Origin of the sequence: Burkholderia semiarida, assembly GCF_029268935.1 — a bacterium.
GTDB lineage: Bacteria > Pseudomonadota > Gammaproteobacteria > Burkholderiales > Burkholderiaceae > Burkholderia > Burkholderia semiarida.
This window is the reverse complement of the sequence record NZ_JAHLCL010000007.1, coordinates 1950382-1964407: the sequence shown is the minus strand read 5'-3', so window position 1 is coordinate 1964407 and position 14026 is coordinate 1950382. Positions and strand designations below refer to the sequence as shown.

Genomic DNA, 14026 nt, shown 5'->3' with positions numbered 1-14026 from the left:
GCCAGTGGCATCGCCGGGTAGCTATGTTCGGAAGAGATAACCGCTGAAAGCATCTAAGCGGGAAACTCGCCTTAAGATGAGATATCCCTGGAGGCTTGACCTCCTTGAAGGGTCGTTCGAGACCAGGACGTTGATAGGTCGGGTGTGTAAGCGCAGTAATGCGTTCAGCTAACCGATACTAATTGCCCGTAAGGCTTGATCCTATAACAAGTCTGTCTCGATGCCCGTTAGCGCTTTAGCGCTTACGGACATCGAGCGTCGAGTGCAAGGCACTCGACGTACGACGGTTGAAGTACCGCGTACGTGTGAGATACAGCTCACAACCCAAATCAAGATTACTGCTTCTTCCAGGATTGGTTGCGCTGCGAAGCAACGCAACAACCCCCTTTGCCTGATGACCATAGCGAGTCGGTCCCACCCCTTCCCATCCCGAACAGGACCGTGAAACGACTCTACGCCGATGATAGTGCGGATTCCCGTGTGAAAGTAGGTAATCGTCAGGCTCCCTAAGCCAGAAACCCCCGCCCGACAAGGCGGGGGTTTTTGCATTTCAGCGATGGAAATGCACGCGGACGGGCAAAGCGTTGCCAAGGTGACCTACCTGAGTGAACTTCCCGTCCGACACATCGATCGCGGCGTCGATTCTCCCAATGGCTGCCATCTCTAGTGATTCAGCCGCATACTGGCCGTATCTCCGATCAAGGTCGCATTTGCCTTGAAGCGCCTCACCGGCAAGCAGTCCAGTGCGGTTGCTTTCCCTCCACCGCACCCGGCACCTCCACTTGGTCTTCGGTCAGATAATCCCCAATCGGTGCGAAATGAACGCGTTATTCAGCGTGTCCACGTAAAATTTGCAAATCCCCATCTCTGCATTCAAGACCATGAACGCCGCCACCCAAGTAGCCCGGGCCGTTTGCCCGCATGATTGTCCGGACACATGCGCAATGCGTGTGACCGTCGAAAATGGCAAGGCGATCAAGGTCACGGGCGATCCCGACCATCCGCCGACGCAGGGCGTGTTGTGTACGAAAGTCAGCCGATACGCGGATCGCGTTCATCATCCCGACCGCCTCACTGTCCCGCTCAAGCGTGTCGGTGCCAAGGGGGAAGGGCGTTTCATGCCAATCAGCTGGAGCGAGGCGTTCGACGAGATTGGGCGTCGACTCGGTGAAATCGCCGCGCGCGCGCCGGAGGCGATCGTGCCATACAGCTATGCGGGAACGATGGGGCTCGTGCAAGGCGAGGGCATCGCCCAGCGCTTCTTTCACAAGCTCGGCGCCTCGCGGCTCGAGCGCACGATCTGCTCGGCAGCCGGCGCAGCGGGGTTGCGATATACGTACGGCGGCAACGTCGGCATGCATCTCGAGTACTTCGAGGAAAGCGAGCTGATTCTGATATGGGGCGCGAATCCGATTGCATCGAGCCTGCACTTCTGGACCCGCGCGCAGGAAGCGAAGCGCCGGGGCGCGCGTCTTGTCGCGATCGATCCGTATCGTTCGCTGACCGCGGAGAAATGCCACCAGCACATCGCATTGAAGCCCGGTACCGACGGCGCGTTTGCGCTCGGCATGATGCATGTGCTGATTACCGAAAACCTGCTCGATCACCGTTACATCGCCGACCATACGCTCGGCTTCGACGCGCTCAAGGCGCGCGCCATGTCCTATCCGCCGGAACGCGTTGCGCAGATCTGCGGCATCGACCCATCGGAACTGATCGATCTTGCGCGTCGCTACGGCGCCACCCGCAAGGCTTCGATCCGCCTCAACTACGGCATGCAGCGCGTTCGCGGCGGCGGCAATGCCGTGCGCGCGATCGCCAGCCTGCCGGCGTTGACCGGGGCATGGCGCGATCGGGCCGGTGGGCTGCTGCTCTCGTCGTCGGAATCCGCACCGGTCAACCAAGCGGCGCTGCTGCGTCCGGATCTGATGCCGGGTTGGCCGCACAAGCTGCCGCGCATCATCAACATGAATGCGATCGGCGACGCGTTGCTGCACCCGGGCGACGCGACATTCGGGCCGAAAGTCGAAGCGGTGATCGTGTACAACTCGAATCCGGTCGCGGTCGCGCCCGATTCGTCGAAGGTCGCCGCAGGCTTCGCACGCGACGATCTGTTCACGGTCGTTCTAGAGCACTTCAAGACAGATACGGCCGATTTCGCCGACATTGTCTTGCCGGCGACCACGCAGCTCGAACATCTGGATGTCCATAAGTCGTACGGCCACACCTACGTGATGGCGAACCTGCCGGCGATTCCGCCGGTGGGAGACGCGCGGCCGAACACGGATATCTTCCGCGGGATCGCACGCAGTATGGGACTCGACGAGCCCGCGCTCTATCACAGCGACGAAGAGGTCGCGCGCGCGGCGCTTCGCTGGGACGATCCGGCGCTCGACAGCGACTGGGACACGCTGAAGCAGGCCGGCTGGCTGAAGCTCAAGCTGCTGGACGCGCCGTTCGCGAACGGCGGCTTCCGCACGCCTTCGGGAAAGTGCGAGTTCTACAGCCCGCGGCTCGAGCGGATGGGCAAGGACCCCGTCCCCGACTACCTGCCGCCGTTCGAATCGGCCGAAGCCGCGCCCGAGCTCGCCGCACGCTATCCGCTGGCGATGATTTCGCCGCCGGCCCGCCACTTCCTGAACAGCACGTTCGTGAACGTCGACAGCCTGCGCTCGACGGAAGGCGAGCCGCACCTCGACATGCACCCGTCCGACGCCAGCGCGCGCGGCATCGCGGAGGGCGACGTCGTCCGCATCTTCAATGACCGCGGCTCGATGCAGGCGCTTGCGCGAATCACTGACCGTGCGCGTGCCGGGCTGGTCGTCGGGTTGTCGATCTGGTGGAAGAAGCTGTCGCCGGACGGCAGGAACGCGAACGAAGTGACGAGCCAGGCGCTGACCGATCTGGGTAATTCGGCGACGTTTTACGATTGTCTTGTGGAAGTTGAGCGGATTTGATCGAATATTGCCGTATGATCAGACGATATCGATAGGGAAGTTCGAAGTGGACATCTAACCCTGTTGTCTCGGGGCGGGGGAGCCGTTAGGATGCGTTTTAGCACGACCATTCGAAAATCTGTGAGGAGACGCGCGGTATGGACAAAATTTGGCTGAAATCGTACCCACCCGGCGTTCCAGCCGAAATTGACTCCTCGCCTTATCCGTCTGTCCCTGACCTGCTCGACGAGAGCTTCCGTCAGTATCGGGACCGTACCGCGTTCGTCTGCATGGGCAAGGGCATCACGTACGGCGAACTCGACACGCTGTCGCGCCAGTTCGGTGCGTGGCTGCAATCCCGCGGTCTGGCACGCGGGGCGCGCGTCGCGATCATGATGCCGAACGTGCTGCAATACCCGGTGACGATCGCCGCGGTATTGCGCGCCGGCTATACCGTGGTCAACGTCAATCCGCTCTATACGCCGCGCGAGCTCGAGCATCAACTGAAGGACAGTGGTGCCGAGGCGATCGTCATCCTGGAGAATTTCGCGTCGACGCTGCAGGCCGTCATCGCCAATACGGCCGTCAAGCACGTGGTCGTCGCATCGATGGGCGACCTGCTGGGCATCAAGGGATGGCTCGTCAATTACGTCGTGCGCAACGTGAAGAAGATGGTGCCGGCGTGGCAACTGCCGTCGTTCACGCGCTTCAAGGCCGCGCTGTCCGAAGGCGCGCGGCAGACGTTCAAGCCGCAGAAAATCGGCCCCGACGACGTCGCGTTCCTGCAGTACACGGGTGGTACGACCGGCGTCGCGAAGGGGGCGACGCTGCTGCACCGGAACATCGTGTCGAACGTGCTGCAGGCGGGCGCCTGGCACCATCCGGCTCATGAGAAATTCCCGGACGTGAAACAGTTCGTGACGGTCGTCGCACTGCCGCTGTATCACGTGTTCGCGCTGACCGTCTGCGGTTTCCTGACGATGCGCACGGGCGGCATGGGCATCCTGATTCCGAACCCGCGCGACATCGCCGGCATGATCAAGGAGCTGAAGGGCTACCAGATCTCGACGATTCCGGCCGTCAACACGCTGTACAACGCGCTGCTGAACCATCCCGAATTCGGTCAGCTCGACCTGTCGAAGCTCGTGATCGCCAACGGTGGCGGCATGGCGATCCAGGAAGGCGTGGCGAAGCGCTGGTATGAAAAGACCGGCACCGCGATCATCGAAGGATACGGGTTGTCCGAAACGTCGCCGGTGGCCACCTGCAACCCCGTGACGGCGACCGAATACAGCGGCACGATTGGTCTGCCGCTGCCGTCGACCGAAGTCGCGATCCGCGACGATGCCGGCAACGACGTCCCGCTCGGCGAACCCGGCGAGATCTGCATCCGCGGACCGCAGGTGATGGCCGGCTACTGGAACCGGCCGGATGAGACCGCGAAGGTCATGTTCGCGGACGGCTTCTTCAAGACGGGCGATGTCGGCGTGATGGATGCGCGCGGCTACGTGAAGATCGTCGATCGCAAGAAGGACATGATTCTCGTATCCGGCTTCAACGTGTATCCGAATGAAGTCGAGGACGTGGTGGCGTCGCATCCGGGCGTATTCGAGGTGGCGGCGGTCGGCGTGCCGGACGAGCATTCCGGCGAAGCCGTGAAGCTGTTCGTCGTGAAAAAGGATCCGGCGCTGACCGACAAGGACATCCTCGCCTATTGCAAGGAGCGGCTCACCGGGTACAAGCGGCCGAAGCTGGTCGAGTTCCGCACGGAGCTGCCGAAGACGAACGTCGGCAAGATCCTGCGGCGCGAACTGCGCGACGGACGCGCGTAACGCGCGCAACGATGCGATCGAACGAGAAAGCCCGGCACTTGCCGGGTTTTTTGTCTGTGGGGCGGGCTGGATGACGGAAGCGCGCGCTACGTGCGGGAGACCGCGGCAAGCCTCGCGTTTCGGCCTGACGGTCGGGGGGAAGGGACGGCGCGCCACGACGTGCGTCTACCGTCGACCCGCTCGACCCACTGCCGCCGCCCCGCCACCCGCCGGCCTCCCCGCCGCCCCGGAAAAGAAAAAGGCGCCCGAAGGCGCCTTCAATATGCCGCGGCTTGTCAGACAAGCTGATTAGAACTTGTGACGGATACCGACGCGTGCCGCGACCTGATTGCTCGTGCTCGACCCGGCCAGACCGTTGATCGCTGCCGTTGCCTTCAGGACGTTGCCGTTCGAATCGAGCACGTTGCCCGATGCGTGCTGGTACACGCCGATCGCGTAGACGTCGGTGCGCTTCGACAGGAAGTAGTCGACGCCCAGCGAGCCTTGGTGGTACTTGGCCGCCGAGTTGCCGTCGATCTTGCTGCCTTGCGTGTAGTCGTACGCCGCGCCGAGGATCAACGCCGGGGTCAACTGGTACTTGAAGTTGATTTCGCCGTTGTTGAACGTCGCGGTCTGGTTCACGAACGGGCCTGCCGAGAAGCCCTTGAACTTCGTGTTCGAGTACGTCGCACCGATCGTCGCCGCGCCGAACGTGTAGGCGCCGCCCGCGCCGATGACCTGGTACGTGTTCGCGTTGTTCGCGTACGCGCCGTAGACCGGCGACGAGACCGACGAAGACGTCGAGCCGTTGTTGAACATGCCGCCGAACTGGTTCGGCGTACGTGCGTTCAAGTAACCGACGCCCAACACCAACGGGCCGTTGGTGTAGCCGGCGCCGAGCGACCAGACCTGGTTCTTCGAGAACTGGCCCGCCTGACCGCCGAAGCTGTACAGGCCGCCGAACGTGAGGCCGCCGTAGTTCGCGCTCGTGAACTTGACCGCGTTGTTCACGCGATACGCGTTGTTGAAGTTGTCGAGGTCGCCCGGGTGAGCGGCGATGTAGCCGCCCCACTGGTCGCCTGCCTCGAGCGGGCCGACGAAGTCGACGACGGAGTCGTACTGACGACCCAGCGTGACCGTACCGTACGGGCTCGACAGGCCGACGTAAGCCTGACGACCGAACATCAGGCCGCCTTGACCGAGCCTGCCGCTGTTCACGTCGAAACCGTTTTCGAGGGTGAAGATCGCCTTCAGGCCGCCACCGAGATCTTCGGTGCCGCGCAGGCCGAAGCGGCTGCCTTGCATCACGCCGCTGGCGAGGCCGTACAGGTGCTTGCCGCCTGCGTTGTTGTTGAAGAGGAAGCCTTCATCGATGATGCCGTAAAGCGTCACGCTGCTTTGCGCATGGGCAGCGCCAGCGAACGCGCCCAGCGCGACGAGCGCGAGAAGCGACTTTTTCATTAGCGGATCTCCAAGAATCACTGAATTTTTTTGACGGGGCGGATAGTTATGTTCTGTCGACGAGCCCCATCAACTTCGCAAGAAGTCGGACGTAATGTAGCAAAGCCGATTTTTGCCACAAAGCGAAATGCTGCTGCTCAAGGTCGCCATGTTTCCTTTATGCAACAATGGTTAAAATCACGGGTTAACCGCAATTTCCGCTGAATAATCAAGTCGGTTACGCAGCGGACTCGTGCCTTTGCCGCGCGCAGCGGCACCTGCAGCCAGGAGAACAGGATGGTGTTGGATGAACTGATCAGCGAATTCGATCGTGGCCTGCGATCGCTGACCGGCATTAGCCGGATGAGCCGGCCGGTGCCCGTGCCGGCCGATGCGCCGGACGTCGAACTGACGCCCGCCGAGCGCACGCACGCGGCCGGACTGATGCGTGTGAACCACGTCGGCGAGGTCTGCGCGCAGGCGCTCTACCAGGCGCAGAAGCTCACCGCGCGCACGGCGTCGGCGAAGGCGATGTTCGAGGAGGCCGCGCGCGAGGAGGAGGATCACCTCGCGTGGACCGCGCACCGGCTGAAGGAACTCGACTCGCGGCCGAGCCTGCTGAACCCGCTGTGGTATGCCGGCGCGCTCGCGATCGGCGTGGCGGCCGGCACCCTCGGCGACAAGGTCAGCCTCGGCTTCATGGCCGAGACGGAGCGGCAGGTCGAGAGCCATCTCGAAGGTCACATGTCGGAGTTGCCGGCCACCGACGCCGCGTCGCGCGCGATCGTCGACCAGATGCGGATCGACGAAGTGAAGCATGGCAAGGCCGCGACCGACGCCGGCGGGATCGAGCTGCCGCTGCCCGCGCGGATGCTGATGCGTGCCGCGTCGAAAGTCATGACGAGCACCGCGTACTATCTCTGAGATTCGCGCCGGGGCGGCGTGGGACGTCGCCCCGGTTCGCCGCCTCCGGCATCGCCCGCTTACTCCTCGTTTTCCCGCCCCCGAAAGCCCCGTCCGCACGCCCGTCTGGCCCGCCTTTCTCACGTATCACCTTCACAAGTTGCACTAGCTCATTCATTTATAACGGTTTTTGGTATGAGGGGTCGCATGAGCTTGTGCGCGTAAGTCCTTGTTCTAACTAACAAAATTCGTCAAAAAAGCGGGCCGCTCCCTTGACCGTGCCACACCCTTCCACTAAAGTGGGAGACAGTGTGAGAAAGTGTATTTTTGTGTGATTTAGCAGGCTGTTCCGGCTAAATTCTCAGCATTGAGCGGGTGCTTCGGTGCCCTGAACGGGAGAGCGGAAAGTGTTCCAAGGGGCGTCGGCGCTGACGCTCGATGCGAAAGGGCGGATGTCGGTGCCGGCTCGCTATCGCGAAGCGCTGCAAGGACAGGCAGAAGGACGGGTGACTGTGACCAAGCACCCGGACGGCTGCCTGTTGCTGTTTCCGCGCCCCGAATGGGAAGTGTTCCGCGCCAAGATCGCCGCGCTGCCGATGGACGCGCACTGGTGGCGGCGAATTTTTCTCGGCAATGCGATGGATGTCGATCTCGACAGCGCGGGCCGGATTCTCGTATCGCCCGAGCTGCGCATGGCAGCCGGACTGGAAAAGGAAGTCATGTTGTTGGGAATGGGTAGTCACTTCGAGCTGTGGGATTCGCAGACCTACAACGCGAAGGAGCAGGCAGCGATGGCGCAGGGCATGCCCGACGCGCTGAAGAATTTCACGTTCTGATTGCGGTGACGGAGACGCCCGCGATGGGAAATGAATTGCGGCATCGGACGGTGCTGTTGGATGAGGCGGTCGAGTCGCTCGTGACGCGGCCGGACGGCGTGTATGTCGACGGCACGTTCGGGCGCGGCGGTCACAGCCGCGCGGTGCTCGCGCGGCTGGCGGCGGCCGGGCGGCTGATCGCGTTCGACAAGGATCCGAGGGCGATCGAGACGGCGCAGGGCATCGAGGATGCGCGCTTCTCGATCGTGCATGACAGCTTTGCATCGATGCGCGACGCGCTTGCGGCGCGCGGCGTCGAGAAGGTGTCGGGGGTGTTGCTGGACCTGGGCGTGTCCTCGCCGCAGGTGGACGATCCGGCGCGCGGCTTCAGTTTCCGCGCCGATGGTCCGCTGGACATGCGAATGGATCCGACGCGTGGCGAGTCGGCGGCCGAATGGCTCGCGCGGGCTTCGGTGCAGGAATTGACGGAGGTGATACGGGATTATGGGGAAGAACGGTTTGCTTTTCAGATTGCAAAGGCGCTTGTTGCTCGCCGGGCAGAGTCCGACCGTCTTGGGCCTCTCGACACCACGGGCGAGCTTGCCCAAATCGTGGGTCACGTCGTCAAAACCCGTGAGAAGGGCAAGGATCCGGCAACCCGCACCTTTCAGGCTATACGGATTCACGTCAATCAAGAGCTTGCGGACCTGCAAGTCGTACTAGACGCGGCACTGTCGTTGCTGGAGCAAGGGGGGCGGCTGGTGGTCATCAGCTTTCATTCACTCGAGGACCGGATCGTCAAGCGATTCATGCAGGCGCACGCGAGTGCGCCTGCGGTCGATCGTCGCCTGCCGATCCGTGCCGTCGATCTCCCGAGCCCGCCGCTCAAGATCATCAGCCGCCAGTTTCCGAGCGACGCGGAAGTCGCCGCGAATCCGCGCGCCCGCTCGGCCGTGATGCGCATCGCGGAGCGCGTCACACCATGAGCCGCCTCAATATCTTCCTGCTGATCATCGTGATGGGTTGCGCGCTGTCGGTCGTCAACTCGACGAACCAGCAACGCCAGATCTTCATCCAGCTGCAGCGCGCGCAGTCGCAGGAGCGTCAGCTCCAGCAGGACTACGCGCAGCTTCAATATCAGCAGAGCGCGCTGTCGAAGACGTCGCGCATCGAGCAGCTCGCGAACGATTCGCTGAAGATGCAGGCGATCTCGACGGGCCGCACGCAATACCTGACGCTGCCGCCGGGCGCCGCGAAGGCGATCGACGCGCCGATCCCGGCGTCGGCCGACACGGCCGGCAAGGGCAAGGGAGGCGCGCGATGAAGCCGTCCCCGAAGCGCCAGAACGTGAAGTTCTCGTCGAGCCCGGTGCTGGGCGTGCATCTGCCGATGTGGCGCTCGAAGCTCGTCGTGTTCCTGCTGTTCATGGCGTTCGTCGCGCTGGCCGCGCGGGCGTTCTGGATCCAGGGGCCCGGCAACGCGTTCTATCAGAAGCAGGGCGAAAGCCGCTACCAGCGCACGATCGAACTGCCCGCGACGCGCGGCAAGATCCTCGACCGCAACGGGCTCGTGCTCGCGACGAGCCTGCCCGTGCGCGCGATCTGGGCGATTCCCGACGCGGTGCCGGACGATCTCGACGCCGACAAGATCAACCAGCTCGGCAAGCTCCTCGGCATGACGCCGAAGGAACTGCGCGTGAAGCTGTCGGAAGACAAGGGCTTCGTCTACGTGAAGCGCCAGGTGCCGATCGACGTCGCGGACAAGGTCGCCGCGCTCGACATTCCCGGCATCTATCAGCGCAACGAATACAAGCGCTTCTACCCGGAAGGCGAGATCACCGCTCACCTGATCGGGTTCACGAACGTCGAGGACGAAGGGCAGGAAGGCGTCGAGCTGGGCGACCAGAAGATGCTGTCCGGCACGTCGGGCATGCGTCGCGTGATCAAGGACCGGATGGGGCACATCGTCGAGGATGTCGCCGAGCAGATCCCGCCGCACAACGGCACCGACGTCGACCTGTCGATCGACAGCAAGATCCAGTACATCGCGTACGCGAACCTGAAGGCCGCCGTCGAGAAGTTCAAGGCGAAGGCCGGCGCGGCGATGGTCGTCGACGTGCGTACCGGCGAAGTGCTCGCGCTCGTCAACTATCCGACGTACAACCCGAACGACCGCTCGCGCATGACCGGCGAGCAGTTGCGCAACCGGATCATGACCGACGTGTTCGAGCCAGGCTCGATCATGAAGCCGTTTACGGTATCGCTCGCGCTCGACTTGCACCGCGTGACGCCGAACACGCTCGTCGAGACGGGCAACGGGCATTTCGTGCTCGACGGCGCGCCGATTACCGATGACGCCGGCTTCGGCACGCTGACGGTCGGCGGCGTGATCCAGAAGTCGAGCAACATCGGCGCGACGAAGATCGCGATGACGATGCGGCCCGAGGAAATGTGGAACATGTATACGAGCATCGGCCTCGGCCAGGCGCCGAAGGTCGGCTTCCCGGGCGCGGTGGCCGGCCGCCTGCGGCCGTGGAAGAGCTGGCGCCGCATCGAGCAGGCGACGATGTCGTACGGCTACGGCCTGTCGGTGTCGCTGTTCCAGCTCGCGCGGGCGTATACGGCGATCGCGCACGACGGCGAGCTGATGCCCGTGACCATTTTCAAGACCGACCCCAATCAGCCGATCGCGGGCACGCAGGTGTTCAACCCGACCACCGCGCGCGAAGTACGCGCGATGCTCGAGACGGTCGTCGCGCCGGGCGGCACGTCGCCGGATGCGGCCGTGCCGGGCTATCGCGTCGGCGGCAAGAGCGGCACCGCGTACAAGCACGAAGGCCACGGCTACACGCGCAAGTACCGCGCGTCGTTCGTCGGGATGGCGCCGATGCCGAACCCGCGCGTCGTGATCGCGGTGTCGGTCGACGAGCCGACGGCCGGCAGCCACTTCGGTGGCCAGGTGTCGGGCCCCGTATTCTCGGCGATCGCCGGCGACACGATGCGCGCGTTGAACGTCCCGCCGAACATGCCGATCAAGCAGCTCGTCGTGTCCGGCGATTCGCCGGATTCCGCCGCCGCAAAAGGCCCGCAAAAGCTGGCTACGGGGGGCGGCGCGAAGCATATGATCGTATCCAGCACGACCCGTAATTCACCAGGAGTTGTTCGATGAGCGCCGCCCGCAGTTCCCATCCGGCGCATCAGCAGATCGCAGCCGCGCTCGCGTGGCTGCGTCAGCATGTGGCCCCCGCGGCGCAACTGCATGCCGACACGCGCAGCCTCGAGGCTGGCGACGTGTTCGTCGCGTATGCGGTCGACGGGGCAGATAACCGCGCTTTCATGGCCGACGCCGTCGCACGCGGCGCGGCCGCCGTGCTGTATCAGCCGGAAGGGCTGGTCGACGCGCCGGCCGTACCCGTCGCGCTCGCGGTGCCGGCGCTCGATCAACTCGCCGGCGAGATCGCCAGCGGCTGGTACGGCGATCCGAGCGACAGCCTGCTCGCGATCGGTGTCACGGGCACGAACGGCAAGACGTCGTGCACGCAATGGATCGCCACCGCACTGACGGCGCTGCGCGAGCCGTGCGCGGTGATCGGCACGCTCGGCACCGGGATGCCCGGCCAGCTCGTGCCGACGGGCTTCACGACGCCCGACGCGCCGCAGCTGCAGCGCAGCCTCGCGCAATTGCGCGACGCGGGCGCGCAGGCCGTGGCGATGGAAGTATCGTCGCACGCGCTGCACCAGGGGCGCGTGAACGGAACGGCGTTCGACATCGCGGTGTTTACGAACCTCACGCAGGATCACCTCGACTATCACGGCACGTTCGACGCGTACGAGGCCGCGAAGGCGAAGCTGTTCGCATGGCGCGGCCTGCGCGCGGCGGTGATCAACCGCGACGACGCGGCAGGCCGCCGCCTGCTCGAGAAACTGGCCGGCCGCGTGCGCACGATCGCGTACGGAATCGGCGACGCACCGGCGCCCGACGCCGATCGCGCGCTGGTCGCGCTCGACGTGCGCGCCACCGCGACGGGTACCGCATTCCGCCTGCGTTCGTCGTGGGGCGACGCGGACGTCGAGGTCGGCACGCTCGGCACGTTCAACGTCAGCAACCTGCTTGCCGTGCTCGGTTCGCTGCTCGCGGCCGACGTGCCGTTCGACGCGGCACTCGCCGAGATCGAGCGGCTCGAGTCGGTCAACGGCCGGATGCAGCGGCTTGGCGGCCGGCTGCAGAACGACGAACCGCTCGTCGTGATCGACTACGCACACACGCCCGATGCGCTCGAAAAGACGCTCGATGCGCTGCGCCCGATCGCCGCGGCGCGCGGTGGCCGGCTGATCTGCATGTTCGGCTGCGGCGGCGATCGCGATGCGACGAAGCGCCCGCTGATGGGCGCGATCGTGGAGCGGCTTGCCGACGAAGCAGTCGTCACGAGCGACAACCCGCGCAGCGAAGATCCGCAGCGCATCATCGATCAGGTCGTCGCGGGCATGACCGCACCCGATCGCGCACGCCGTATCGAGGATCGCGCGAGCGCGATCCTGCAGGCCGTGCGCGGTGCCGCACGCGAGGACGTCGTCGTGCTGGCCGGCAAGGGCCACGAGGCCACGCAGGAAATCATGGGCAAGAAACGCGCATTCTCCGACCAGGACCACGCACGGCTCGCGCTCGCGGCGCGCGCGACGCACGGCAAGGGAGGCGCCGAATGACGATGCTCAGTCTCGGCGAAGCCGCCCGCCTGATTCCCGGCGCCACCGTCCACGGCGACGCGGGCGTCACGTTCGATCGCGTGTCGACCGACAGCCGCACGGTCGGCCCGGGCGACCTGTTCGTCGCGCTGAAGGGCGAGCGCTTCGACGCGCACGACTTTCTCGGCGACGTCGCCGCGCGCGGAGCGGCCGCGGCACTCGTCGCGCACGCGTCGGCGGGCATCGCGATGCCGATGATCGAAGGCGGCGAAACGCGTGCCGCGCTCGGCGCGCTCGCGCACGGCTGGCGGATGCGGTTCCCGCTGCCGCTCGTCGCGGTGACGGGCAGCAACGGCAAGACGACCGTCAAGGAAATGATCGCGTCGATCCTCGCGGCGGCGGTAGGCGCCGACGCGCGGCTCGCGACGGCCGGCAACCTGAACAACGATGTCGGCCTGCCGCTGACGCTGCTGCGCCTGTCGGCCGCGCATCGTCTCGCGGTGATCGAGATCGGCATGAACCACCCGGGCGAAACCGAAGTCCTCGCGCGTCTTACCGCGCCGACGGTCGCGCTCGTCAACAACGCGCAGCGCGAGCACCAGGAATTCATGGCGACGGTCGAAGCCGTCGCGCTCGAACACGCAGCCGTGATCCATGCGCTGCCGCCGGACGGCGTCGCGGTGTTCCCGGCCGACGACGCGTACGCAAGCATCTGGCGCGTCGCGGCGACCGGCAACCGGATCCTCGATTTCGCGCTGCACGACGCCGAACGGCAGAACGACGCGCAGGTCGTCGGTCGCCTGCACGGCGGCGAACTCGCGATCGACACGCCGGCGGGTGCCGTCACGGTGCGGCTGCGCGCGCTCGGCGAACACAACGCGCGCAACGCACTCGCCGCGACGGCCGCGGCGCTCGGCGCCGGCGTCGCGCTGTCGGCGATCCGGCAGGGGCTCGAATCGTTCGAACCGGTCAAGGGCCGGCTGCAGGTGAAGCAGGCGAGCGTCGGCAGCCTCGCCGGCTCGACGGTCGTCGACGATACGTACAACGCGAACCCGGATTCGATGCGCGCCGCGATCGACGTGCTCGCCGCGCATCCGGCGCCGCGCGTGCTGGTGATCGGCGACATGGGCGAGGTCGGCGACGAAGGGCCGGCCTTCCACCGCGAGATCGGCGCGTACGCGCGCGAACGCGGGATCGACGCGCTGTTCGCGCTCGGCGACGCATCGCGCGACGCATGCACGGCCTACGGCGACACCGCACGCCATTTCGGCGACGTCGGCGCGCTCGTGTCGGCGCTGCTCGCGGCCGGTTACGGCGCGCAGGCGACGGTGCTCGTGAAGGGCTCGCGGTACATGAAGATGGAGCGCGTGGTCGACGCGCTGACGAACCAACCCGCGGCGGGCACGGTGCCCGCCGCACACTGAGTAGAAGGAAGGAAG

The 14026-nt window shown here is 65.1% G+C and carries 10 protein-coding genes, 1 rRNA gene and 1 other annotated feature; of the genes, 10 read left to right on the top strand and 1 reads right to left on the bottom strand.

Annotated elements, in window-relative coordinates:
- The first annotated feature begins 91 nt into the window (after positions 1 to 91).
- Positions 92 to 190: a sequence feature (23S ribosomal RNA rRNA prediction is too short), on the top strand.
- A 200-nt stretch (positions 191 to 390) separates the two neighbouring features.
- The 3 genes from rrf to KPB06_RS22095 all read left to right on the top strand — a co-directional run bounded on the left by rrf (position 391) and on the right by KPB06_RS22095 (position 4768).
- Positions 391 to 503, top strand: a 5S ribosomal RNA gene (gene rrf, locus KPB06_RS22105).
- A 378-nt stretch (positions 504 to 881) separates the two neighbouring features.
- A complete protein-coding gene (locus KPB06_RS22100) occupies positions 882 to 2957 on the top strand; it encodes a molybdopterin-containing oxidoreductase family protein (RefSeq protein ID WP_124658347.1) in 2076 nt (691 codons plus the stop codon).
- Between the two features lie 137 nt (positions 2958 to 3094).
- On the top strand, positions 3095 to 4768 hold the full coding sequence (locus tag KPB06_RS22095) for a long-chain fatty acid--CoA ligase (RefSeq protein ID WP_124658346.1): 1674 nt from the start codon (positions 3095 to 3097) through the stop codon (positions 4766 to 4768).
- Positions 4769 to 5056: 288 nt separating this feature from the next.
- Here KPB06_RS22095 and KPB06_RS22090 read toward each other — a convergent pair whose 3' ends face one another.
- Positions 5057 to 6208 carry a porin gene (locus KPB06_RS22090; protein ID WP_124658345.1) on the bottom strand — a complete coding sequence of 384 codons (1152 nt, stop codon included), beginning with the start codon at positions 6206 to 6208 and terminating at the stop codon, positions 5057 to 5059.
- Positions 6209 to 6484: 276 nt separating this feature from the next.
- Here KPB06_RS22090 and coq7 point away from each other — a divergent pair, with 276 nt between their 5' ends.
- From coq7 to KPB06_RS22055, 7 genes are all read left to right on the top strand, one after another.
- A complete protein-coding gene (gene coq7, locus KPB06_RS22085; protein ID WP_060312576.1) occupies positions 6485 to 7111 on the top strand; it encodes a 2-polyprenyl-3-methyl-6-methoxy-1,4-benzoquinone monooxygenase in 627 nt (208 codons plus the stop codon).
- Positions 7112 to 7497: 386 nt separating this feature from the next.
- Positions 7498 to 7926 (top strand): division/cell wall cluster transcriptional repressor MraZ, encoded by a 429-nt coding sequence (mraZ, locus tag KPB06_RS22080; protein ID WP_006487094.1) that lies wholly within the window; start codon positions 7498 to 7500, stop codon positions 7924 to 7926.
- A gap of 23 nt (positions 7927 to 7949) precedes the next feature.
- The gene (gene rsmH, locus KPB06_RS22075) at positions 7950 to 8891 is read left to right on the top strand and encodes a 16S rRNA (cytosine(1402)-N(4))-methyltransferase RsmH (RefSeq protein ID WP_059581194.1); all 942 of its coding nucleotides are present in this window, start codon (positions 7950 to 7952) and stop codon (positions 8889 to 8891) included.
- Positions 8888 to 9229: a cell division protein FtsL gene (gene ftsL, locus KPB06_RS22070; RefSeq protein ID WP_059580826.1), complete on the top strand. Its 342-nt coding sequence runs from the start codon at positions 8888 to 8890 to the stop codon at positions 9227 to 9229. Before rsmH ends, ftsL begins: the two co-directional genes overlap by 4 nt.
- Positions 9226 to 11073 (top strand): peptidoglycan D,D-transpeptidase FtsI family protein, encoded by a 1848-nt coding sequence (locus tag KPB06_RS22065; RefSeq protein ID WP_059580829.1) that lies wholly within the window; start codon positions 9226 to 9228, stop codon positions 11071 to 11073. Before ftsL ends, KPB06_RS22065 begins: the two co-directional genes overlap by 4 nt.
- Positions 11070 to 12608, top strand: coding sequence for a UDP-N-acetylmuramoyl-L-alanyl-D-glutamate--2,6-diaminopimelate ligase (locus KPB06_RS22060; RefSeq protein WP_059580831.1), 1539 nt, complete (start codon positions 11070 to 11072; stop codon positions 12606 to 12608). Before KPB06_RS22065 ends, KPB06_RS22060 begins: the two co-directional genes overlap by 4 nt.
- A complete protein-coding gene (locus tag KPB06_RS22055; RefSeq protein WP_059580834.1) occupies positions 12605 to 14011 on the top strand; it encodes a UDP-N-acetylmuramoyl-tripeptide--D-alanyl-D-alanine ligase in 1407 nt (468 codons plus the stop codon). Before KPB06_RS22060 ends, KPB06_RS22055 begins: the two co-directional genes overlap by 4 nt.
- Positions 14012 to 14026: the final 15 nt, after the last annotated feature.